The 22,013-nt window shown below is 64.0% G+C and carries 27 protein-coding genes; 13 read left to right on the forward strand and 14 right to left on the reverse strand.

What is annotated here, in order from left to right:
• The first annotated feature begins 83 nt into the window (after nucleotides 1–83).
• From clpP to AC3A43_RS17705, 3 genes are all read left to right on the forward strand, one after another.
• Nucleotides 84–734 carry an ATP-dependent Clp endopeptidase proteolytic subunit ClpP gene (gene clpP / locus AC3A43_RS17695; protein ID WP_487793886.1) on the forward strand — a complete coding sequence of 217 codons (651 nt, stop codon included), beginning with the start codon at nucleotides 84–86 and terminating at the stop codon, nucleotides 732–734.
• A gap of 271 nt (nucleotides 735–1,005) precedes the next feature.
• Nucleotides 1,006–2,277 carry an ATP-dependent Clp protease ATP-binding subunit ClpX gene (gene clpX / locus AC3A43_RS17700; RefSeq protein WP_487793887.1) on the forward strand — a complete coding sequence of 424 codons (1,272 nt, stop codon included), beginning with the start codon at nucleotides 1,006–1,008 and terminating at the stop codon, nucleotides 2,275–2,277.
• A 270-nt stretch (nucleotides 2,278–2,547) separates the two neighbouring features.
• Nucleotides 2,548–5,205, forward strand: a complete 2,658-nt coding sequence (locus tag AC3A43_RS17705) for a TonB-dependent receptor (protein WP_487793888.1) — start codon at nucleotides 2,548–2,550, stop codon at nucleotides 5,203–5,205.
• A gap of 118 nt (nucleotides 5,206–5,323) precedes the next feature.
• Here the strand turns inward: AC3A43_RS17705 and AC3A43_RS17710 are convergent, their stop codons facing one another.
• The 10 genes from AC3A43_RS17710 to AC3A43_RS17755 all read right to left on the reverse strand — a co-directional run bounded on the left by AC3A43_RS17710 (nucleotide 5,324) and on the right by AC3A43_RS17755 (nucleotide 9,027).
• Nucleotides 5,324–5,734 carry a SufE family protein gene (locus tag AC3A43_RS17710; protein WP_487793889.1) on the reverse strand — a complete coding sequence of 137 codons (411 nt, stop codon included), beginning with the start codon at nucleotides 5,732–5,734 and terminating at the stop codon, nucleotides 5,324–5,326.
• 131 nt (nucleotides 5,735–5,865) lie between these two features.
• Nucleotides 5,866–6,111, reverse strand: a complete 246-nt coding sequence (locus tag AC3A43_RS17715; RefSeq protein ID WP_487793890.1) for a hypothetical protein — start codon at nucleotides 6,109–6,111, stop codon at nucleotides 5,866–5,868.
• A 23-nt stretch (nucleotides 6,112–6,134) separates the two neighbouring features.
• Nucleotides 6,135–6,404 carry a hypothetical protein gene (locus AC3A43_RS17720; RefSeq protein WP_487793891.1) on the reverse strand — a complete coding sequence of 90 codons (270 nt, stop codon included), beginning with the start codon at nucleotides 6,402–6,404 and terminating at the stop codon, nucleotides 6,135–6,137.
• Between the two features lie 32 nt (nucleotides 6,405–6,436).
• The gene (locus AC3A43_RS17725; protein WP_487793892.1) at nucleotides 6,437–6,709 is read right to left on the reverse strand and encodes a hypothetical protein; all 273 of its coding nucleotides are present in this window, start codon (nucleotides 6,707–6,709) and stop codon (nucleotides 6,437–6,439) included.
• A gap of 11 nt (nucleotides 6,710–6,720) precedes the next feature.
• Complete coding sequence (locus AC3A43_RS17730; RefSeq protein ID WP_487793893.1) at nucleotides 6,721–7,041, reverse strand: hypothetical protein; 321 nt, start codon at nucleotides 7,039–7,041, stop codon at nucleotides 6,721–6,723.
• A 14-nt stretch (nucleotides 7,042–7,055) separates the two neighbouring features.
• Nucleotides 7,056–7,355 (reverse strand): hypothetical protein, encoded by a 300-nt coding sequence (locus tag AC3A43_RS17735; protein WP_088442934.1) that lies wholly within the window; start codon nucleotides 7,353–7,355, stop codon nucleotides 7,056–7,058.
• 66 nt (nucleotides 7,356–7,421) lie between these two features.
• Nucleotides 7,422–7,802: an envelope stress response membrane protein PspC gene (pspC, locus tag AC3A43_RS17740; protein ID WP_487793894.1), complete on the reverse strand. Its 381-nt coding sequence runs from the start codon at nucleotides 7,800–7,802 to the stop codon at nucleotides 7,422–7,424.
• Nucleotide 7,803: 1 nt separating this feature from the next.
• On the reverse strand, nucleotides 7,804–8,082 hold the full coding sequence (gene pspB / locus AC3A43_RS17745) for an envelope stress response membrane protein PspB (protein ID WP_487793895.1): 279 nt from the start codon (nucleotides 8,080–8,082) through the stop codon (nucleotides 7,804–7,806).
• 12 nt (nucleotides 8,083–8,094) lie between these two features.
• On the reverse strand, nucleotides 8,095–8,757 hold the full coding sequence (gene pspA, locus AC3A43_RS17750) for a phage shock protein PspA (RefSeq protein ID WP_487793896.1): 663 nt from the start codon (nucleotides 8,755–8,757) through the stop codon (nucleotides 8,095–8,097).
• A gap of 99 nt (nucleotides 8,758–8,856) precedes the next feature.
• Nucleotides 8,857–9,027, reverse strand: coding sequence for a hypothetical protein (locus AC3A43_RS17755; RefSeq protein ID WP_487793897.1), 171 nt, complete (start codon nucleotides 9,025–9,027; stop codon nucleotides 8,857–8,859).
• A 178-nt stretch (nucleotides 9,028–9,205) separates the two neighbouring features.
• Here AC3A43_RS17755 and pspF point away from each other — a divergent pair, with 178 nt between their 5' ends.
• A complete protein-coding gene (gene pspF, locus AC3A43_RS17760; protein WP_487793898.1) occupies nucleotides 9,206–10,234 on the forward strand; it encodes a phage shock protein operon transcriptional activator in 1,029 nt (342 codons plus the stop codon).
• Nucleotides 10,235–10,336: 102 nt separating this feature from the next.
• On the opposite strand, the gene AC3A43_RS17765 is transcribed toward pspF, so the two are convergent.
• A complete protein-coding gene (locus AC3A43_RS17765) occupies nucleotides 10,337–10,858 on the reverse strand; it encodes a hypothetical protein (RefSeq protein WP_487793899.1) in 522 nt (173 codons plus the stop codon).
• 230 nt (nucleotides 10,859–11,088) lie between these two features.
• Here AC3A43_RS17765 and rplU point away from each other — a divergent pair, with 230 nt between their 5' ends.
• The 3 genes from rplU (at nucleotide 11,089) to AC3A43_RS17780 (ending at nucleotide 12,728) form a co-directional block, all read left to right on the forward strand.
• On the forward strand, nucleotides 11,089–11,574 hold the full coding sequence (gene rplU / locus AC3A43_RS17770) for a 50S ribosomal protein L21 (protein WP_487793900.1): 486 nt from the start codon (nucleotides 11,089–11,091) through the stop codon (nucleotides 11,572–11,574).
• 48 nt (nucleotides 11,575–11,622) lie between these two features.
• On the forward strand, nucleotides 11,623–11,892 hold the full coding sequence (rpmA, locus tag AC3A43_RS17775) for a 50S ribosomal protein L27 (protein ID WP_431559761.1): 270 nt from the start codon (nucleotides 11,623–11,625) through the stop codon (nucleotides 11,890–11,892).
• Nucleotides 11,893–12,131: 239 nt separating this feature from the next.
• A complete protein-coding gene (locus tag AC3A43_RS17780; RefSeq protein WP_487793901.1) occupies nucleotides 12,132–12,728 on the forward strand; it encodes a GNAT family N-acetyltransferase in 597 nt (198 codons plus the stop codon).
• 33 nt (nucleotides 12,729–12,761) lie between these two features.
• Here AC3A43_RS17780 and AC3A43_RS17785 read toward each other — a convergent pair whose 3' ends face one another.
• Nucleotides 12,762–13,364, reverse strand: coding sequence for a DUF937 domain-containing protein (locus tag AC3A43_RS17785; RefSeq protein ID WP_487793902.1), 603 nt, complete (start codon nucleotides 13,362–13,364; stop codon nucleotides 12,762–12,764).
• Nucleotides 13,365–13,543: 179 nt separating this feature from the next.
• Here AC3A43_RS17785 and AC3A43_RS17790 point away from each other — a divergent pair, with 179 nt between their 5' ends.
• From AC3A43_RS17790 to AC3A43_RS17800, 3 genes are all read left to right on the forward strand, one after another.
• Entirely contained in the window at nucleotides 13,544–13,936 is a 393-nt protein-coding gene (locus tag AC3A43_RS17790) for a DUF3597 domain-containing protein (protein WP_487793903.1), read from the forward strand.
• 125 nt (nucleotides 13,937–14,061) lie between these two features.
• Nucleotides 14,062–15,906 carry a DUF885 domain-containing protein gene (locus tag AC3A43_RS17795; protein ID WP_487793904.1) on the forward strand — a complete coding sequence of 615 codons (1,845 nt, stop codon included), beginning with the start codon at nucleotides 14,062–14,064 and terminating at the stop codon, nucleotides 15,904–15,906.
• Nucleotides 15,906–16,847 (forward strand): DUF2268 domain-containing putative Zn-dependent protease, encoded by a 942-nt coding sequence (locus AC3A43_RS17800; protein ID WP_487793905.1) that lies wholly within the window; start codon nucleotides 15,906–15,908, stop codon nucleotides 16,845–16,847. Before AC3A43_RS17795 ends, AC3A43_RS17800 begins: the two co-directional genes overlap by 1 nt.
• Here AC3A43_RS17800 and AC3A43_RS17805 read toward each other — a convergent pair.
• Together AC3A43_RS17805 and AC3A43_RS17810 are read right to left on the reverse strand one after the other, a co-directional pair.
• Nucleotides 16,844–17,293: a hypothetical protein gene (locus tag AC3A43_RS17805; RefSeq protein ID WP_487793906.1), complete on the reverse strand. Its 450-nt coding sequence runs from the start codon at nucleotides 17,291–17,293 to the stop codon at nucleotides 16,844–16,846. The two genes, AC3A43_RS17800 and AC3A43_RS17805, sit on opposite strands and share 4 nt — an antisense overlap.
• Before the next feature lie 48 nt (nucleotides 17,294–17,341).
• Nucleotides 17,342–18,943 carry a phosphoenolpyruvate carboxykinase gene (locus tag AC3A43_RS17810; RefSeq protein ID WP_487793907.1) on the reverse strand — a complete coding sequence of 534 codons (1,602 nt, stop codon included), beginning with the start codon at nucleotides 18,941–18,943 and terminating at the stop codon, nucleotides 17,342–17,344.
• Nucleotides 18,944–19,186: 243 nt separating this feature from the next.
• Between AC3A43_RS17810 and AC3A43_RS17815 the strand changes: the two genes are divergently transcribed.
• Genes AC3A43_RS17815 through AC3A43_RS17825 form a run of 3 tightly spaced genes read left to right on the forward strand, consistent with a single transcriptional unit; the run spans nucleotide 19,187 to nucleotide 22,009 of the window.
• Nucleotides 19,187–19,897, forward strand: a complete 711-nt coding sequence (locus AC3A43_RS17815) for a response regulator (RefSeq protein ID WP_487793908.1) — start codon at nucleotides 19,187–19,189, stop codon at nucleotides 19,895–19,897.
• Nucleotides 19,863–21,509 (forward strand): sensor histidine kinase, encoded by a 1,647-nt coding sequence (locus AC3A43_RS17820; RefSeq protein ID WP_487793909.1) that lies wholly within the window; start codon nucleotides 19,863–19,865, stop codon nucleotides 21,507–21,509. The genes AC3A43_RS17815 and AC3A43_RS17820 overlap by 35 nt, the downstream gene beginning before the upstream one ends.
• A 53-nt stretch (nucleotides 21,510–21,562) precedes the next feature.
• Nucleotides 21,563–22,009, forward strand: a complete 447-nt coding sequence (locus tag AC3A43_RS17825; protein ID WP_487793910.1) for an HPr kinase/phosphorylase — start codon at nucleotides 21,563–21,565, stop codon at nucleotides 22,007–22,009.
• Nucleotides 22,010–22,013: the final 4 nt, after the last annotated feature.

Here is a 22,013-nt window from a genome sequence, read left to right on the forward strand (position 1 = left end):
GTTTGGCGACGATGTAGGATGGCGGAGGGGCCAGCCAGCCGGTTCTCGGCGCGGCGCTCCAGAAACATAAGGACGAATTCCCAATGATCGACCCGCTCGCCGCTCTTGTTCCCATGGTCGTCGAACAGACGAGCCGCGGCGAACGCAGCTTTGATATTTTCTCGCGCCTGCTGCGCGAACGGATCGTCTTCGTCACCGGCGAGGTCGAAGACCAGATGGCGTCGCTGATCGTCGCCCAGTTGCTGTTCCTCGAGTCGGAGAATCCGAAGAAGGACATCTATATGTACATCAACTCGCCGGGCGGAGTCGTCACGGCGGGCATGGCGATCCACGACACGATGCAATATATCCGCCCGCGCGTCGGCACGGTGTGCGTCGGTCAGGCCGCGTCGATGGGCAGCTTCCTGCTTGCCGCCGGCGAACCCGGCATGCGCGTCGCGCTGTCGAACGCCCGCGTCATGGTTCACCAGCCCTCGGGCGGTGCACGCGGCATGGCGTCGGACATCGAAATCCAGGCACGCGAAATCCTGCGCATCCGCAAGCGGATGAACGACCTGTACGTCAAATACACAGGCAAGTCATTGAAAGACATTGAAAAGGCGATGGACCGCGACACCTTCCTCGAGGCCGAGGAAGCCAAGGCATTCGGCTTGGTCGACCAGGTATTCGATCGCCGTCCCGGCACGCCCGAAAGCGACCCGCCGAAGGACTTGAGCGAAGGCCATACGCCCTGATTCGATGAGGCTCCGCACCGGCCCCGCTCCCCCACCCGGCCTCCCATTTCAGAATATTCTGTGGGAGGCCGGGTGGGGGAGCGGGCCGGGGCGGGACCTTGATAGAACGTCCCGAAACGGACCAGTAACCGCGTTTATTGACGCCCGCTTCGCCCTCTGGCGCTACGCGGGACATTGTACCGATGTCACCCAATTGCCATATTGTAATTGGGTGACCGCGGGCTAGGATACAGTCGGCACCGCCATTTCGGCGCCTGCCAAAGGAAGTTTTATGACGAAATTGAGCGGCTCGGACAGCAAGAGCACCCTTTACTGCTCCTTCTGCGGCAAGTCGCAGCACGAAGTCCGCAAGCTGATTGCCGGGCCGACCGTGTTCATTTGCGACGAATGCGTTGAACTGTGCAACGACATCATCCGCGAAGAGATCAAGGGCGGGATCGCCGCGCGCAAGGACGGCGCCGTCCCGACGCCGCTGGAAATCTGCCAGCATCTCGACGCCTATGTCATCGGCCAGAACAAGGCCAAGCGTGTGCTGTCGGTTGCGGTGCATAACCATTACAAACGCCTCGCCAACAGCGGCCGCGGCGACGACGTCGAACTCGCGAAGTCGAACATTCTGCTCGTCGGCCCGACCGGCAGTGGCAAGACGTTGCTTGCGCAGACGCTCGCACGCTTCCTCGACGTGCCCTTCACCATGGCCGATGCGACGACGCTGACCGAGGCGGGCTATGTCGGCGAAGATGTCGAAAACATCATCCTGAAGCTGCTGCAGGCCAGCGACTATAATGTCGAAAAGGCGCAGCGCGGCATCGTGTACATCGACGAAATCGACAAGATCAGCCGCAAGGCCGAAAACCCGTCGATCACCCGCGACGTGTCGGGCGAAGGCGTGCAGCAGGCTTTGCTCAAGCTGATGGAAGGCACGACCGCGAGCGTCCCGCCGCAGGGCGGCCGCAAGCATCCGCAGCAGGAATTCCTGCAGGTCGATACGACGAACATCCTGTTCATCGCGGGCGGCGCGTTCAGCGGGCTCGAAAAGATCATCGGCGACCGCCTGCAGGGCAAGTCGATCGGTTTCGGCGCGCATGTCGCCGGCCCCGACGAACGCCGCATGGGCGAAGTGCTGAGGAATATCGAGCCCGAGGATCTGCTGAAATTCGGCCTGATCCCCGAATTCGTCGGCCGCCTGCCGGTCATCGCGACGCTCGAGGATCTCGACATCGACGCGCTGGTCAAGATTTTGGGCGAGCCCAAGAACGCGCTGGTGAAGCAGTATCGCAAGCTTTTCGATCTGGAGGAGGTCGTGCTGACCTTCACCGACGACGCGCTGATCGCGGTCGCCAAGAAGGCGATCGAACGCAAGACCGGCGCGCGCGGGCTCCGCTCGATCGTCGAGGCGATCCTTCTCGACACGATGTTCGACCTGCCCGATTTGACCGATGTGGTGGAGATCGTCGTCGACAAGGATGTCGTCGAGGGCCGCAAGGATCCCGTGCGGGTCTATGCCGACAAGGCCAAAGAAGCAGCCGGCGACGCCGCCTGATTCTGAGTCGCGCGCCGGCGGCGCGCGACTTCCTATGTTGCATTGCAGCAACAGTTTCCCAAAAAAACGCATCGGCGCCTGTGGATAAAAGCGTGCGAACGACGCAAATTCGCGTTTTTCCCGCTCTTTTCTAAGCTGCGCGCCGCTCTCGGCTTGCGCTGTCACATTTGCTGTCACAATCGTGCCACATGCGGGCTTCAGGGGCGCTCGCAGGACAAGCGCGCCCCGTTGTGCGCCTGCCAAATGCACACCACAAGGGGACATCCTGTAATGAAATTCCGTCACACGCTTGCAGCCAGCGTTGCGCTGATTCCGGTCGCGCTGCTTTCCACGCCCGCCTTCGCCCAGTCGACCGGCTCGCAGGACTTCGAAGACGAAATCATCGTCACCGGTTCGCGCACGAACCAGGGCGTCGCCGGCGTGGTCACGCCCGACAGCACCAAGGCGAAAGCTGTGCTGACTCAGGCGTTCATCGAACGCCAGGCGCCCGGCCAAACGATCAACGACATCATCAACCAGCTTCCGGGCGTCAGCTTCCAGAACAACGATCCGTTCGGTTCGGCCGGCGGCAAGATGTCGATCCGCGGTTTCGACAACACACGTATCAATCAGACCTTCGACGGCATTCCGCTCAACGATTCGGGTAACTATGCCCTTTATTCGAACCAGCAGCTCGACCCCGAGCTGATCGATCAGGTTAACGTCAATCTCGGTTCGACCGACGTCGACAGCCCGACCGCCGCCGCTTCGGGTTCGACCGTCAACTATCGCACCCGGACACCGGGCGAAGAGTTCGGCGTCAAGGTGGTCGGAGCGGCCGGCGACTTCAACTTCTTCCGCATCTTCGGCATGATCGACACCGGCGTGTTCACGCCTTGGGGCACGCGCGCCTTCTTCTCGGCCAGCACCGCGACGAACGACACGGTGTTTGGCAACGAAGATCAGCCCGCCTATGCCGCCACGTCCACGACAAACGCGCGCGCCGCGATCAATTCGCGCACCGGCAAGATCGACAAGCAGCAGTATAACGGAAAAATCTATCAGCCGATCGGCGACAATGGCGACTTCATCGCGGTTTCAGGCCACTATAACCAGAACCGCAACAACTTCTTCGGTTCGACCGGCCTGCGCAATGTGCATAACCGTGCGACGAACTTCGTGCCGAGCATCTTCCCGCAGAGCAAAGACGATCGCGACTATGGAATCGCGCGCTGCCAGATCAACACAGCCGCCACTCCGGGCGTTGTCGATGCGGCAAACAGCTGCGGCTCGGCGTTCGACGAGCGCATGAACCCGTCGAACACCGGCAATATCCGCCTGAACTCGCGCTTTACGCTCGCCGAAGGCCTCGTCCTGACCGTCGATCCGAGCTGGCAATATGTAAAGGCCAATGGCGGCGGCACCGCTGTCGGCCAGGAAGGGTTCCGCGATGTCGACCCGACCGCAGGCGTCTCGCTGCAGACAGGCTATCTTGCCGGCTCGCCTTACTATGGTCGTGACCTTAATGGCGACGGAGACATCCTCGATTCGGTCCGCGTGCTTGCACCCAGCCAGACGCAGACCGACCGTTACGGCGTGATTGCGGGCCTGCGTTATGAGCTGGACGATCATACCTTCCGCGTCTTCTACAGCTATGATCGCGCGCGTCATCGTCAGACTGGTGAAACCAACTTCCTGAAGCTCGACGGTTCACCGACCGATCCTTTCCCAGTCAATGACCCGCTGACTGACGCCAACGGCAACATCCTGCAAAAGCGCGACCGCAAGTCGATCGCCAGCCTGAACCTGATTGGCGGCGAGTATCGCGGCGAATTCGGCCGCCTGACCGTCCAGGCCGGTGGCTCGTACAAGATGTTCAAGCGTGACCTCACCAACAATTGCGTCACGTCGAGCGCAACGGGCTTCCTTGAATGCTTCGGTACCAACACCGCCGGTCTGGCGGCGTGGCTGGCCGCCAACCCGACGGTCGTGATCGGCATCGATCGCGGTACGACCCCGGCGACCAACATCATCGCACCGGTTCAAGGTCCCCAGCAGCGCGTCCGCAAATATAACAAGTTCACGCCGAACGTCGGCCTAACCTTCGACGCGACGGACGATGTCAGCATCTTCGCCAACTATTCGAAGGGTGTGCAGGTTCCGGGCACGGACAACCTCTACAACGCCTTCTACTTCCCGACCGATTCGGAAGCGGCCAACCCGGTTCCCGAAACGACCGACAACTTCGACGCCGGCGTGCGTTATACCACCAGCCAGATCCAGGCGCAGGTCGGGCTGTGGTACACGATCTTCAACGATCGCTTGGCCTCGTCGTTCGATCCGGAAACCGAGCGGAACGTTTATCGCAACCTCGGCCGCGTCGACAAATATGGCATCGACGCCAGCGTGTCGGTCCAGCCGATCCCCGAATTCTCGGTCTATGCCTTTGGCTCGTACCTGAAATCAAAGATCAAGGACGATGTCGTCAACGGCGCCTGCGCCGCTGTCTCGGCGACCTGCGCGGCGATCGGCGATCCGATCTTCGCGCCGACCGCCGGGAAGCGCGAATCGGGTTCGCCGACCTATACCTTTGGCGGCCGCGTCCAGGGCAATCTGGGACCGCTCGAACTGGGTGCGCAGGTCAAGCGCACGGGTCCGCGTTATGTGAACGACCAGAACACCCCGCTGTTCCAGACCGTCAATGGCGTGGCGAACACCATCGTCTATGGCGCGAAGGCGCCGGGTTATACGATCGTCGACCTTGATGCGCGCCTGAAGCTCGACTGGGCCGGCCTGGGTGACAAGGTGTATCTGCAGCTCAACGTCAGCAACCTGTTCGACAAGCTCTATGTCGGTGGTTTCGACGGCCAGCTCGCAAATAGCTCGGTGCCGTTCGTTCAGATCGGTGCACCGCGGGCCGTCATCGGTTCGGTCGTCGTTGCTTTCTAAGTCCCAGGACAAACCATTAACAAAAGGGCGCGGGAGGCAACTTCCGCGCCCTTTTTCTTTGAGTGAAACGAGGAACGCGGCGCAAATTGAATAGGGACTGTCCCTATTCAATGCGGCGCTAGCCCGCGGCGATGCGGCGTGCGGTGTCCTGTACCAGTGCGATCATGTTGGGGACGCCCTGTGTGCGGTTCGACGACAGTTGGCGCGAGAGGTCGAAGGGGGCGAGCGCGGCGGCAACGTCCATCGCCGCCACCTCCGCCGCCGGGCGGTCCTGCACCGCGGCGAGGACGAGCGCGACGATCCCCTTGGTGATCGCGGCATTGCTGTCGGCGAGGAAATGGAGCCGGCCGTCATCCTGCGGCACCGGATAGACCCAGACACTGGCCGAGCAGCCGCGCACGAGCGTCGCGTCGGTCTTGAGCGCATCGGGCATCGGATCGAGCGCGCGGCCGAGCTCGATCAGCAGGCGATAGCGATCGTCGCCGTCGAGAAAGTCATATTCTTCGAAAATATCGGTCAGGCTGCGCATGGCCGCGCCCCTCGCATAGATGGGCCCAAGTTGGAAGGGCCCGAAACGACATCGGCCCGCTCCCCTGTCAGCCGCCGGACGGATGGCAACTGACAGGGGAGCGGGCCGGTGCTGCGATCGGTCGGGGTGGATTAGAGGTCGACCCCTGCCGCGATCGCTTCGAGCTTGCGCAGCCGTTCCTTGAGGTCGGCGATCTCGATCCGCGACCCCGCGTGCGGGACCCCGGGATCCTGTGCCATCGGTCCGTGTCCGGCGGCGAGTTCCTCGCGCTTGAGCTGGATCCAGTCACGCCAGCCGCGCAGCGCGACGAGACTGACGATGCTCAGCGCGGTCAGCGCGATGGCGGCGGCGGTGAAGTCGGGGGTGATGAAAGCCATGAGCGTCGCTCCTTTGCCGGCGTTCAGATTTTGCTGCTGTCGCGCAGCTTCTCGATTTCCTGGTCGAGAGTGACGGCGCGATTATTGTCGGTGGCGATGCGTTCGAGCACCTGGATGCGATCCTTGAGTGCGCGGATTTCGGTCTGCAGCGCCTTGGTCTCGGCATTGTCGGCGGCGTTGCCGGCGAAAAATTCATTGCCCTTGTTGTCGCGGCGGATGCCGTGCTTGGCGCGAATGACGCTGCCGATCGTCACGATGAGGACGATGCCGATGACCATTTCAAAGGGGTTCATGGGGAAGAATCCTTTCCGTATTTTCTTGTCGTTTAATTCAGCGGCGCGTTGCGCAGCTTTTCGATTTCGTCGGACACTTCGATGCCGCGGTCGGTGGCGATGCGTTCGAGCACACGGACCCGCGCCTCCAGCCGTTCGGTGTGTGCCGCATATTGCGCTGCCTTTTCGGCGGTTTCGTTCGACAGCAAAGTCATCTGCTTTTCCTTGAACTTCAGGTGACGCCTGTACATGTCGGCGCCGATACCGAAGATCACGGGAATGCCCACGACGATGAAGAAGAAACCGAGGACGAAACCACCGCTCATCGTCTATCTCCTCAGTTCGACGGGCGCCGCAGCGCCTCGATCTCGTGGCTCAGCCGGTGGCCCTCGTCGGTGACGATGCGCTCGATCACCGCGAGGCGATCTTTCACCGAACCGAGTTCGGCGCGCAGCTGGGCATTTTCCTGACTGACCAGCTTGACGCGTTCCATCGCCTCGTCGCTGGTCTTGGGATAGACCGCCTTGCCCCAGCTGTTTTCGAGCGGGTAGCCGTTCTTGACCCGAAGCCAGGTCGTGAAAATCCAGCCGCCGATCGCGAGGATGCCGAGAATGGCAACAACGGGGGAGACGGTGCTGAGTATTTCGTTGGCGTTCATCGTCTCTGATCCTCTCAGCGCAGGCGGTCGATCTGGTCGGCGAGCTGCGCGGCCTGTCCGTTGGTCTCGGTCGCGATGCGTTCGAGCACCGAAATCCGTTCTTCCAGTCGGCTGACCTGTCCCGCCAGCTTGGCGTTGTCGTCGGTCAGCAGGGCGATTTTTCGATCAGCGTCGGGGTCGGTTCGATGAACCGTGCCACCCCATTCATTTTCAACCGGATAGCCGTGCTTGGCGCGGATCCAGGTGGTGAACATCCAGCCGCCGATCGACAATGCGATAATGGCGAGGACGAAACCGGTACCACCGAAATTCATGTATCTTCTCCCTGTTTGCCCCGAGGCCGTCTGGTCCCTGCCCGGGACGCCCGCTCGGCGCTATGATTAGCGGAGCGCGTCGATCTCGTCGGCAAGGCGGCGGTTGTGGCTCGTGTAATATTGTTCGATGTCGGCAAGCCGGCGGTCGATGTCGCGAAAGCGCGACTTGATGTCGCGGGCCGACGCGGTGGGGTTGCTGCGCACCCCCTGCCAGAACTTTGCCTCCTCGTTCGATCCATACAGCGCGAACGGCTTGGGCGTGCCCATCCAGGCGACCATCCAATAGGCGATCAGCGTCCAGGGGAAGCCGCCCATCAGTGTCAGGAGCACCGCGCCGACGCGGACCCAGAGGACGTCGACGCCGCTGTAATCGGCGATCCCGGCGCACACACCGCTCCATTTGGCGTTCTGCTTGTCGAGGTAGAATTTTGTGCGGCTGGCAGACATCTCAGTTCCTCCTGGTCGTATTGTTTTCAAGTTGCGCCAGGTCTTCATCGCTACGTACCGCGGGGCGGAAGTCGGGATGGTCGGCGCTGATGATGCGTTCGACGGTGTGCAGGCGGTTTTCGAGCCGGCGCGCCGTGTCGTAAAGCTCGTCGAGCAGTTGTTCATCTTCTCCGGTCAGCGTCTTGGCCTGCTTCCACTTGGTGATGTAGTGGAGGATCAGCCAGGGCAGACCGAGGAAGAGCGTTCCGATGACGATCGGGACGATGATGATTTCTTCCATCGGTCCGGCTCCTTACTTGCTGGCCTGCGCGGCTTTCAGCGCGGCGAGCTCGTCGGCAACCTTGTCGGCGGCCTGCAGTTCGGCGATCTCTTCGTCGAGCGACTTCTTGTAGCCGAGGTTCAGCGCATCGGCGCGGCCTTCGGCTTCGTCGACGCGGCGCTCGAGTATGTCGAAACGCGAGAAGGCATCTTCGACGCGGTCGCCATTGGTCATTTCGCGCAGCCGATACTTGTTCTCGGCGCTTTCGAGGCGGGTCGAGACATTCGACTGGCGGGCGCGCGCTTCGCTGAGCTTCTTCTGCAGCTTGGCGATATCGTCTTCATAGCCCTTGAGCGCGTCGTCGAGCACCGAGATTTCGGCTTTCAGACGCTCGGCCATGTCGCCGGCTTTCTGCTTTTCAACCAGCGCAGCGGTGGCGAGGTCTTCGCGGTCTTTCGACAGCGCGAGTTCGGCCTTTTCCTTCCAGCTGTCCTGCAGGCTTTCGAGCTTGGCGATGTGGCGGCGCATTTCCTTCTGGTCCGCGATCGTGCGGGCAGCGGAGGCGCGAACTTCGACGAGCGTTTCGTTCATCTCGAAGATGATCTGGCGGATCATCTTTTCGGGGTCTTCGGCCCGGTCGAGCAGGTCGGTGACATTGGCGGCGATGATGTCGCGGGTTCGTGAAAAAATACCCATTTTGAAACTCCTGTCGAAAATCTTGAGACCATTTGTCTTTTATAAAAAGCTGGTGCCGGGGCGGGGCAAGGGGGGAGAGTGCCCCGGCACCAGTGCCGGTCAGGCCAAAGCGCTGACCGCCGGGGACATGACAGCGGCGACCAGCGGGCCGGCGGGGGTGCCGGTGATGCTGGCGGCGGCCTGCGGCTGGTCGATCACACCGACGAGGATGGCCAGCGCTCCGACCGCGCTGAGCGCGAAAGTGGCGGCCTGGGCAAACATCGTTTTCATGGATCAACCTTCCTGTGGTTTTCGCTGCACCGGTGCGATCTGCGCCGGTTCGTCTGAAACAATGCAGAAGCCGTGCCAATTGCACCAAGGGGCGGAAAACTGCCGAACTTCACACTGAAACAGCCCTAGCCTTCGAATTTCCTTGCCAATCAACGGGAAAATTTGCCAATGATTGGGAATGGAGCGCGAGACGCAATTTATCGGCCAATCAGCGGCGTTTCAGGACGCGGTCGAACGCGCGAGCCTTGCGGCATCGCTCGACCGCCCGGTGCTGGTCATTGGCGAGCGCGGGACGGGCAAGGAATTGATCGCCGAACGACTGCACCGCCTGTCGACGCGCTGGGACCGGCCCTATGTGATCCTGAACTGCGCTGCGATGCCCGAGACGTTGATCGAGTCCGAATTGTTCGGGCACGAGGCGGGCGCCTTTACCGGCGCGACACGCACCCGCGCGGGGCGTTTCGAGGAAGCCGACGGCGGCACCTTGTTCCTCGACGAACTCGCGACGATGTCGATGGGAGCGCAGGAACGCCTGCTGCGCGCGGTCGAATATGGCGAGGTCACCCGCGTCGGCTCGTCGCGTCCGATCCGCGTCGACGTCCGCATCGTCGCGGCGACGAACGAGCATCTGCCCGCGCTGGTCGAAGACAACCGTTTCCGGGCCGATTTGCTCGACCGGCTGTCGTTCGAGGTCATCACCCTGCCCCCGCTGCGCGCGCGCGAAGGCGATATCGAGGTCCTCGCGACCTATTTTGGCCAGCGCATGGCCGCGGTGCTTGGCTGGGAGGAATGGCCGGGCTTCGGGCCGCGCGCGCTCGCGGCGATGGAGGGGCACGACTGGCCGGGCAATGTCCGCGAACTGCGCAATGTCATCGAACGCGCGATCTACCGCTGGGCGGACCCCGAAAAGCCGGTCGATGCGCTGAGCTTCGATCCGTTCGCGAGCCCCTGGCAGCCGGTGTCGCGCAAGACGCCACCCAGGCCCGACGCCTCCGCGCCGGCACCCGCGAACGATGCGGCGCCCACCGCTGCCCCGCCCTCGGGCCCGGTCAGCGACATGCGCGCGGCGGTCGATGCCTATGAGCGCCAGATCCTGTCCGATACGATGGCGCGTTGTCGTTTCAACCAGAAGGTCGCGGCCGAAGCGCTGGGGCTGAGTTACGATCAGATCCGCCACGCGCTGAAGAAGCATGGGCTGAATCAGTAAAGCGTTCCCATTCTTCCCCGTCATGCCGGACTTGATCGGGTATCCCTGACCACGCCGTCGAAGCGACCCCGGATCAAGTCCGGGGTGACGAATTTGAAAACCCTATTGCCCCGGCAACTGACTGTTCAGCGCCTCGAGCACCGCATCCTGCGTCGACACCAGGTCGGCCAGCCGGTCGCGCAGCGCATAGATGTCGGGCATGCCGTCGATCGCCTCGTCGACGCTGCGTTCGATATAGAGGCGGTCGATATCGGCGAGTGCCCCGGTGAGCGGCGCGCGCGCCGCGGTCAGGCGCGAGATCGCCTGCTGCGCCACGACCCAGCGTTCGCTGGAGACCGGCGCCCCTGCGGCAGCCGAAACAAGCGAAGCGGCGGCACCGCGTTCGGCGGCGAACGCCTGTTGGCCCGTCGCGCCATCCGATTCCCAGCGCGCGAGGCGCCCGGCAAGGTCGGCGGGCAGCGGGCCGGGCGGCGCGACGACCACCGCCGGCGGGGCGACGTCGAATCGCCCCTCGACCGCCCGTTTGGCGAGCGAAGGCGCACCATTATTCTGCGCCGCGGCGCAGGCCGACAGCGAAAGCGAGGTCGCCGCCGCAACGGACAGGAAAAAACAGGCGCGCTTCATCATGGCTCCTGATATGGGCGACGGCGCCGGGCAGCAAGGGCGAATCAGGGCAACGGCTTGCCATGATCCCGCCAGCAGCCGCAAAACCGTAAAAAGCACGGGATTTGGCGGTTGACAGCGACGGCGTGGCTCGCTAGTGGCGCTGACTTTCCCGCATGCCGGAAAAATCGCCCGCCTTGGTGGGTGGTCGGTAGCGCGGGTGATTTAGTTTTTTGATTGGATGGAAGACCATGTTCGCAATCGTGCGCACGGGCGGCAAGCAGTATCGCGTCGCCGCCGGAGACAAAATCGCCGTTGAGAAGATCGACGGGGAAGCTGGCGACACCGTGTCGCTGGGCGACATCCTGCTGGCCGGTGACGGCGGCGAAGTGAAGAGCGCCGATGGCCTCGTCGTTTCGGCCGAGATCATCGCCCAGACGCGTGGCGAAAAGGTCATCGTCTTCAAGAAGCGTCGTCGGCACAACTACCGTCGCCGCAACGGTCACCGTCAGTCGCTGACGCTGCTGCGCATCCTGGCCGTCGGCGATGCCAAGAAGGCCGCGCCGAAGAAGGAAGCCGCTCCGAAGGCAGAGGCCGCTCCGGCTGCCGAAGCCAAGGCTGCAGCACCGGCCAAGGAAGCCGCACCGAAGAAGGCTGCTGCTCCGAAGGCAGAAACAGCCGAAGCGCCCGCAAAGAAGCCCGCTGCCAAGAAGGCAGCCCCCAAGAAGGAAGCCTGAGCGCGGCAACGCGGCTCGGCCTCTCGAACGAATTAAGGAGCATCAGTCATGGCACATAAAAAAGCAGGCGGTTCATCGCGCAACGGTCGCGACTCAGCCGGCCGCCGCCTTGGCGTGAAGAAGTTCGGCGGTCAGGAAGTGATCGGCGGCAACATTATCGTGCGTCAGCGCGGCACCAAGGTTTACCCGGGTGTCAACGTTGGCATGGGCAAGGACCACACGCTCTTCGCAACCGCCGAAGGCCATGTCCGATTCCACGATGGCAAGCTTGGCCGCAAATTTGTGTCGGTCGACGCCATGGCGGAAGCAGCCGAATAAAGGACGATCTGCACGGGTCGCCCATCAAGGGATGACCCGGAACGGTCCTTTCCGCACCAGCGGAAACAAAGTTCGAAAAGAGGGAGACGGGTCACCCCCGATCTCCCTTTTTTCTTGTCCAAAATCCGTCACTTGTGACGAACGGCGCGAAAACGGGGCCATCCATCTCCCTCCATATCGAATGTCGTCAAAGCGTCACCATCTGGCGCCAAGGCGACAGGCATTGGGAGTTAGAAGACATGTTCGCGCGTACCGAAAGACTGTTGCTGCGGCCCGGCTGGCAGGAAGACGCTCCGGCATTGGCCCGGGCGATCGGCGAGGAAGCGGTGGTCCGCAATCTGGCGACCGCGCCCTGGCCCTATGGCGAAGAGGAAGCCCAGAAGTTCCTGAGCCTGCCCGTCAACCCCGACCAGCCGCGTTTCCTCATCTTTGCCCGCACCGGCGGCGCGCCGCGCCTTGTCGGCGGCTGCGGCATTTCGCCGAGTCCCGAAGATGGGCTCGAAATGGGTTACTGGATCGCGCGACCCTATTGGGGTCTCGGCTTCGCGACCGAGGCGGGGCGCCAGCTCGTCCATATCGCGCGCGCGATGAACCTGCCGAAGCTGTCGGCGGGCCATTTCCTCGACAATCCGGCGTCGGGCGCGGTATTGCGGAAGCTGGGCTTCAAGCCGACGGGCAAGATCGCCCAGCGCTACAGCCTCGCGCGCGGCGGACAGGCCGACGTGGCGCTGTTCGAGGAAGGCGACGCCACCTCGGATGGCACCGTCACCCCGATGCGAAGCCGCATCGGGGTGGACGAGGATTTCCGTGAGGAATTGCGCCTGATCGCGGCGTGAATGCTCCCCTCCCCTTGCGGGAGGGGGCTTCACCTATCCACGCATCTTGTTGACCATGCCCATGATGTCGTCGAGCGGATTGCCGTCGCCATCCATGTCGAGCATCTTGCCGAGGCCGCCCAGACCACCAAGGCCGCCTGCCGAAGGCGCAGCACCGCCGCCCATGGCGCCGCCGAGAACATTGCCGAGCATGCCGCCAAGACCGCCGCTCTCGCCGGACTGGCCGCTCTGCTTGGCCATATAGCCCGCAACCATCATCGCGAGGATCGGCAACATCTGCTTGAGAATGCCCGAATCGAGGCCGGTCTGTTCGGCCGCCTGCCCTGCAACGGTACGGCTGACATCCTTTGATCCGAAGATCTGGCCGAGCACATCATTGCCCTGGCTGACCGGGGTGGGCTGCGATCCGAGGACCGAGTCGAGCAGGCCGCCGCCGCCCAGCTGGCCCAGAAGTCCGCCGAGTCCGCCAAGTCCTTCGGCACCGCCGCCGCTCGATTGTGCCTGTTTCTTGAAGCCGCCGAGGATCGCGGGAAGCAGCGCGTCGGCGCCTTGCCTGGCCATCGCGGGCGGAATGCCCAGCTCTTTCGCCATCGAGTCGATGCCGCCGGCCTGCGCCAATATGTCGGTCAGATTCATTTCGCATACTCCCGCTCGGGCGCGGATCGAACCGCGCCGATGCGAATTAGTATAGCAGCGCACGGGCCGAGGACGAGTCGTTCATTTGACTGTCATTCTCAAATGCATAGTCCTAGCCTGCGGCTATACGACTCGCCCTTTCCGGGACGGGCCGCGTTTTTTGAAGTGGGAGCTACACAATGAGCATTTTCGGTAAGATCAAGGACGCCATCTTTGGCAAGAAGGCTCAGGCCGCAGAACCCGCCGCGCCGGCTGCCCCCAATCCGATGGGCGCCGCGCTCGATGCTGCGACAAGCGCCATGGCCACCGCAGCCGCCACCCCGGTCGACGTCGACGCGATCCTGTCGGCGCAGGCCGAAGGGAAAGACCTCAATTGGCGCACGTCGATCGTCGACCTGATGAAGCTGCTCGACATCGATTCGAGCCTCGCCAACCGTAAGGAACTGGCGCAGGAACTCGGCTATACCGGCGAACTCGACGGCAGCGCCGAAATGAACATCTGGCTGCACAAGGCGGTGATGCGCGAACTCGCCGCTAACGGCGGCAAGGTGCCCGCCGACCTCACCGACTGATAAACGGCCGATAAATTTCGACAGGGGTCGGGAGGGCAGAGGCTTTCCCGGCCCCTTTTCGTTGACCGCCGCGCGGGCGTGCCTAGACAGGTTTCATAAGAAACAAGTCGCCGAGGGAGCCGCCCGTGTCCAATCCGCTTTTCACCCCCGTCAGCCGCCGCCAGACACTCGCCACGCTCGGCGCGGGCACCGCGGGGCTTGCTATCGCCGGTCCCGCATCGGCGTTGCAGTCGCCGCCGAAGAGTGACGCGCAGAAACTGCTCGACTCGATCGCCGACAATCTGATCGCGCTGTCGCCCGAGGGCGCGACATCGCTCGGCATCGACACCGGCGCGCGCGCCGCCGAACGCGGCAAGCTTGGCGACCGGTCGGCGGCGGGGCAAAAGGCCGTCGCCGATACGCTGCGGGCCGATCTTGCCCGCGTCCGCGCCTTCGACAAGACGGGGCTCGACCACAAGACGCGCACCAGTCTGGCGGTCGTCGAAAGCGCCTATGGCGTTGCGCTCGACGGCTTTGCCCTGCCCTATGGCGACGTCGCGGTCGGCGGCTGGCGCAACACGCCCTATGTCGTGATCCAGAATGTCGGCGCCTATCTCGACGTTCCCAAATTCCTCGACAGCGACCATCCGGTGAAGAATACCGCCGATGCCGAGGCCTATCTGTCGCGTCTCAACGCCTATCCGGGCGCGCTCGACGGCGAGACCGAGCGGCTCAAAGCCGCGGGCGCGCAGGGCCTGATCGCCCCCGCCTTCCTGATCGACAAGGCGGTGAAGCAGATGGAGGCGAGCCTCGCCGACGCACGCGAAGGCGGCGGGCTGGTCGAAAGCCTCGCCAAGCGCACGCGCGAGGCGAAGATCGCGGGCAATTGGGGCCCGCGCGCCGAGACGATCACGCGCGGCGCGGTCGTTCCCGCGCTCGAACGCCAGCTTGCCGAAATGAATGCGCAGCGCGCGAAGGCGACGATGGACGCCGGCATGTGGGCGCGGCCGGGCGGCGACGAATGGTATGCGTGGGGCCTCCGCGCCTCGACCACCACGCGCATGACCCCCGACGAGATTCACGCAATGGGCCGCGAAGAACTCGCCGAACTTCACGGGCGGATGGACCCGATCCTCAAAAAGCTCGGCTATACCCAGGGTTCGGTCGGCGACCGGATGAACGCGCTCGCCAAGGATCCGCGCTTCAAATTCCCCGACAATGACGCGGGCCGCGCCGAAATCCACGCCTATATCCAGACCTGGCTCGGCAAGATCCGCGCGCAATTGCCCCGCGCCTTCCGCACGCTGGTGAAGGGCAATGTCGAGGTGAAGCGACTCCCTCTGGCCGAAGAACCCGGCGCGCCCGCAGCCTATGGCGGCGCGGGATCGATCGACGGGACGGTGCCCGGCAAGTTCTGGATCAACCTGCGCACGACCGAATTGCACAGCAAATATTCGCTTCCCGACCTCGCGATGCACGAGGCGATCCCCGGGCATGTCTGGCAGGGCGAATATGCGAACCAGATGCCGCTGATCCGTACGATGCTGGCGTTCAACGCCTATTCGGAAGGGTGGGCATTATATGCGGAGCAGCTTGCCGACGAACTCGGCCTTTATGACGATTTTGAGGTGGGGCGTCTGGGCTATCTTCAGTCGCTCGCCTTCCGCGCGTGCCGCCTTGTCGTCGACACCGGCATCCACGCCAAGCGCTGGACGCGCGAGCAGGGCGTGGACTTTTTCGTCAAGGAAAATGGCTCGAACCCGCTCGAGGTGTCGAGCGAGGTCGACCGTTATTGCAGCTGGGCGGGTCAAGCGTGCGGCTACAAGGTCGGGCACAGCGAGATCGTCCGCCAGCGCGGGCTGGCACAGACGGCGCTCGGCACGAAATATGATTTGCGAGACTTCGACAATGTCGTCGTCGAAGGCGGCAATGTCCCGCTCGACGTGCTGGCGCAGAATGTTGCGGCCTATGTGGCGGAGAAAAAGGCCTGATGCGACGGCGCACGGCTTTGTGGACATCATGTGCGGCGCTGCTCGTGAGCGGCGCCGGCCATGCCGCCGCCAACCCTGCCTTGCCGCCGGAAACCGCGCGCGTCACGATCGTGACGTCGGACGTCGATCGCTTCTATGCCTTGTACGACGACCCGGCGATCGCCGCGCAGCCCGACGTTCTGGCGGCGCGCTACCTCGCCGATCCCTCGCCGGGCCTTCGCGAATTCATGGCAATGCGCCGCATCACCCCCGAACGCGTGGCGGCGGCGCTGCGTGACAAGCCCGACCTTTATCGCGACGCGCGGGGTTGCGCCGCAACGCTCGGCAATGTCCGGGGCCGGCTGACCGCGACGGCCGATCGGCTGGCGACGCTCTATCCCACTGCAATCTTTCCGCCGATCACCATCGCGCTCAGCCGCGGCACGCCCGTCGCAGCGGCAAATGGCAAAGGGCTGTACGTCTCGCTCGAAGCACTGTGCGCGGCGAAATTTTTCGAAGCCGATGACGAGGATCGCTTCGTCCATGTCATCGCGCACGAATATGTCCATGCCCAGCAACCGCTCGCGCAGGTCGAAGGCGAGAGCGACACCGTGCTCCACGCCTCGCTCGTCGAGGGCGCCGCCGAATTTGTCGCCGAACAGATCAGCGGCTCGGTCGCTTACACCCATCTGCACCGCTGGACAGCGGGGCGCGAGGCAGCGGTTGAACGGGATTTTTTAGCGGAAAAGGACGGCAAGGCGAATGATTCGCGCTGGGTTTACAACCAGCTCGGCACCCCGGACTGGCCCGGCGATCTCGGCTATTGGGTCGGCTACCGGATCGTCAAAAGCTATTACAACCGCGCGCCCGACAAGGCGGCGGCGCTCAAGGCGATCATCGAAATGCGCGACCCGGCCGCCCTCCTCGCGGAAAGCGGCTGGACGCCCGGAATGAAGCTTTAGCCGGGCAACGGCGCCAAATCCGGTTCCACAAACCCGCGCCGCGCCGGCACCGAGAACAGCAGCTCGCGACTGTAGAAGCGCAGCGGCCAGTCGCGGCGACCGACGTCGGACAGCAGCATGGCATTGACGCGCGCCGCCAGCCCGGTCTCGCCTGTCTCCGCCAGGAACAACCGCACCCCCGCAACATAGGCGCGGGTGATGCTGTCATGATAGCCCTGCGTGTCGTCGTTGACCCCGCCAACGCTCTCGTTGAAGCGGCAGATGATCGTGCCGATCTCGGCATCGACATTAATGTCGGGCCGCTCGCTGAGCAGCCAGAGACAAGCGCCCAGATGCGCTTCATGCGTCCACGCCGCGCGCGGGAGGGTGCAGGCGAGCAACCCTTCGCCCATCGCGCGGATGGCGGAATCGCGCTCGAACAGGCGCGGGGAAAATTTGGTGGTCATTGTCCGGTCCTTCCGGGTGATTTGCCACCCGGAAGTTATCCGGGCAAATTATGCTGCGACGGCCGCCTGCGGTGCGGCTTGACGGACGCCTTCGTCGACATGATCCGCAAATTGCGCGAAATTGTCGATAAATTGGCCGACGAGCGTTTGCGCGGTGCGGTCATAGGCGGCCTTGTCGGCCCACGCTTCGCGCGGGTCGAGCAGCGCGCTGTCGACCCCCGGCACCGCGACCGGAACCATGAAGCCGAAATTCGGATCCTTACGGAATTCGGCGTCGTTGAGGCTGCCGTCGAGCGCGGCGTTGAGCAGCGCGCGGGTCGCCTTGATCGGCATGCGCTTGATCCCGTCCATCGTCGCCATGCCGCCGGTCCAGCCGGTGTTGACGAGCCAGCACTGGACGCCGCCCTTGGCGATGCGTTCTTTCAGCAGATTGCCGTAAACCGACGGATGCCGCGGCATGAAGGGCGCGCCGAAGCAGGTCGAGAAGGTCGCCTCAGGCTCGGTCACGCCGATCTCGGTCCCCGCGACGCGCGCGGTATAGCCCGACAGGAAGTGATACATCGCCTGATCGGGGGTCAGCTTCGCGATCGGGGGCAGCACGCCATAGGCGTCGGCGGTCAGCATGATGATATTCTGCGGCACCGGACCCATATTCTGTTCCGACGTGTTCGGAATGAAATCGATCGGGTACGAACCGCGGCTGTTCTCGGCGAGGCTGTTGTCGTCGAAATCGAGCTCGCGCGTGACAGGATCGATCACGACATTTTCGAGCACGGTGCCGAAACGCCTGGTCGTCGCGAAAATCTCGGGTTCGGCCTCGGGCGAGAGGCGGATCATCTTCGCGTAGCAGCCGCCCTCGAAATTGAAGACCGCAGTGTCCGACCAGCCATGCTCGTCGTCGCCGATGAGCGTGCGCGAGGCGTCGGCCGACAGCGTCGTCTTGCCGGTGCCCGACAGGCCGAAGAAGACCGCGGTATCGCCGTTCGGACCCATGTTCGCCGAGCAATGCATCGGCATCACGCCCTTTACCGGGAGCAGATAGTTGAGGATGCCGAACACCGACTTCTTCATCTCGCCGGCATAGGCGGTGCCGCCGATCAGCACGAGCTTCTCGGAGAAATTAACCGCGACGACGGTTTCGGTGCGCGTGCCATGCTTCGCGGGATCGGCGCGGAAGCTCGGCAGGTCGATGATCGTGTATTCGGTCGCGAACGCCGCCAGCTCGTCGGCGGTCGGGCGGACGAGCAAAGTGCGGATGAACTGGCTGTGCCAGGCGAATTCGGTGACGACCTGCACCGCGACGCGATGTTCGGGCTGCGAGCCGCCAAACAGCTGCTGGCGGAACAGGCGTGGACGCTCGGCGAGATGCGCGAAGAAATCGGCCTTGAGCGCCGCGAAATGATCGGGGGTCATCGCCACATTGGTCTTGCCCCACCAGATCGTGTCGGCGGTCTCGGCGTCCTGGACGATGAACTTGTCCTTCGCGCTGCGGCCGGTGTGTTTGCCGGTTTCGACGACGAGCGGGCCGTCCTTGGCGAGCAGGCCTTCACCGTGGCGGATGGCATCTTCGATCAGCGCCGACGTGCCCCAGTTTTCCGCAACATTCGCCTGCGTGTCCACGCTGTCGTTGCCGATCACAATATTCGTCATTGCCTTGCCTTTCACTCGTGACGCCGCGTCCCGTTGCATAGGTATGCATAAACTGCCGAACAAAAGGGCAGGCCCGCATTCGCATGGGTGCCGACGTGACGCCGATTCCGTAAATATGCGCCGCGTTAGCGAGGATGGGGGGTGAGGTCAAAAGATTCCATCGCGCGCAGGCGCCGATCTGCCGCGGTTGTCGCTGCGCGCGAGATCGGCTAACTCTGCCACAGCCCGCCCAACGGAAAGAGCATGACGGCAACCATCGCGCTGGTCGACGACGACCGCAACATCCTGCAATCCCTTTCCATCGCGCTGCAGGCCGAGGGGTTCGTGACGCGCGTCTATTCGGACGGCGAAGCGGCGCTGAAACCGTTGATCGACAACCCGCCCGATCTGGCCGTGTTCGACGTCAAAATGCCGCGCATGGACGGGCTCGAACTGCTCCGCCGGCTTCGCGAAAAAAGCCAGCTGCCGGTGATCTTCCTGACCAGCAAGGACGACGAGATCGACGAGGCGCTGGGGCTGGCGATGGGCGCCGACGATTATATCGCGAAACCCTTTTCGCAGCGCCTGGTCATCGCGCGCATCCGCGCGATCCTGCGCCGCGTCGAACTCAACAAGAATGCGTCCGACGGCGCGGACGAACCCGTTGCCGATCCGATCACGCGCGGCCGGCTGCAAATGGACCCGGCGCGCCACAAGGTCAGCTGGGACGGCAAGGACGTCACGCTGACGGTCACCGAATTCCTGATCCTCGAAACGCTGGCCGCGCGCCCGGGCATCGTGCGCAGCCGCAACCAGTTGATGGACGCCGCCTATCAGGACGACGTCTATATCGACGACCGCACCATCGACAGCCACATCAAGCGGCTGCGCCGCAAGTTCCGCGAGGTCGATCCCGAATTCGACGCGATCGCAACCCTTTATGGCGCGGGGTATCGCTTTGCCGACGACAGCTGACGCCCGGAAACACGACGGGCAGACACCCGACGGAAGCATCGCCGAACAGGAGGAATCGCCGCTCGTCTGGTCGGCGCGCTGGTCGCTGACGACGCGCATCCTTGCGGTGAACATATTGGCAATCGCCCTGCTCGCGGGCGGCTTCTATTATCTCGACACCTATCGCAGCCGCCTTGTCGATACGCGCATCGAGGTGATGAAGGACCAGCTCGCGATGCTCGACAGCGCGCTCGAAGCGGCGCGGCCCGACGAGCGCCAGAGGCTGATCGAGGAGTTCACAGCGGCGACCGAATCGCGGCTGCGCTTCTATGCTGCCGACGGACGCCGGATCTCCGACAGCTTCGAAACCGGCCCGGCAACCTACACGCTGCGCGACCCCGATCTGCAGGCGTGGCAGCGCGACGCCGCGCGCGCGATGGACCGCGGGATCGACTGGATCGTCGGCGCGCCGAGCTATCCCGACTTCCACGAACCGCGGGTCGACCGGGCGCAGTCGTGGCCCGAGGTGGTCGAGGCGCAGGCCAGCGGCCTCGCGGCGGCCCGCTTCCGCTATGCCCCCGAACGCACGCCGCTGCTCAGCACTGCGCGCGTCGTCGAGCTCGAAGCGCCGCAGACGGTGCTGATGACGCTGAACGCGCGCGACATTACGCGCACGGTCCGCGCCGAGCGTTTCCGCATCGCAATCGTCGTCGCGATGGTTTTGCTCACTTCGACTCTGCTGTCTCTGTTTCTGGCCCGTACCATCGTGCGGCCGCTCCGAAGGCTCGCACGCGCCGCGGTGCGTGTCCGGCTGGGCCGCGCACGCGAAGTCGTCGTGCCGCGCCTGCCGAGCCGCCGCGACGAGATCGGCACCCTCGCCCGCGCGCTGTCCGACATGACGCAGGCGCTGCGCGAACGCATCGACGCCGGCGAGCATTTTGCCGCCGACGTGACGCACGAACTCAAGAACCCGATCGCCTCGGTCCGTTCGGCGATCGAGGGGCTGGGGCGCGTCCAGAGCGACGAGCAGCGCGCGCAACTGCTCGCGATCGCCGACGAGGATGTTCGCCGCCTCGACCGGCTGGTGAACGACATCAGCGAGGCGAGTCGCGTCGATGCCCAATTGTCACGCACGCTGTTCGAGCCGATCGATGTCGGGATGATGATCGAATCGATGCTCGCGTCGCGCGCGGCGCGTATCGATGCGGACACGCCGCACCCGCGCATCGCCTTTGCACGGCCGCGCAAGGGCACGACGGTGGTGATGGGCGATGGCCACCGGCTTGAGCGCGCGATCGACAATGTCATCGACAATGCGATCAGCTTCTCGCCCGCCGCCGGCCTTGTCTGCATCTCGGCAACCCGCCTTGGCGACGAGGTGCATGTCAAGGTCGACGACGACGGCCCCGGTATCGAGCCGGCGCAGCGCGACGCGATTTTCCGCCGCTTTCACAGCGAGCGTCCCGCCGGCGAAGCCTTTGGCCGCCACAGCGGACTCGGCCTCGCGATCGCGCGGACGATCATCGAGGGGCATAGCGGGACGATCAACGCCAAGGATCGCGACGACGGGAAGGTCGGCGCCAGCTTGCTGATGACGCTTCCGGCACGCGATAGCGGGCAGGTCGCGGGCTGAGGCTTTCCGTCTATCGCCTTGCAGCACCGACTTGTCGCCGGTAAGCCTGCGCGATGCTTCCGAGCCGGACCAAAACGGAAATCGTCAACATCCACGCCAGCTGCGTCGCCGCGGGCACGGGGGGTGTGCTGATCCTCGGCCATTCGGGACAGGGCAAGTCGGACCTGGCGCTGCGGCTGATCGATCGCGGCGCCAAGCTGGTCGCCGACGACCGCTGCGACATCTGGTTAGAGCGCGGGCGCCTATGGTGCCGCCCGCCCGAAAATCTGGCGGGAAAGCTGGAGGTGCGCGGAATCGGCATCATCGAACGCCCCTGGACGGCGCCGGTACCGCTCGCGCTCGCGGTGCGGCTGACCGATCGCTACGACCGCATGCCGGCGATCAATCAGGTCGAGATGGTGGCCGGGCACCCGCTCCCCGCGCTGTTGCTGTCGGCCTTTGAGGCATCGGCGCCGATGAAGATCCTGCTGGCGCTCGAACGGCTGGCGCCCGCCGCATGACGGA

It is taken from the genome of Sphingopyxis sp. Soil_C_28 (assembly GCF_057657055.1).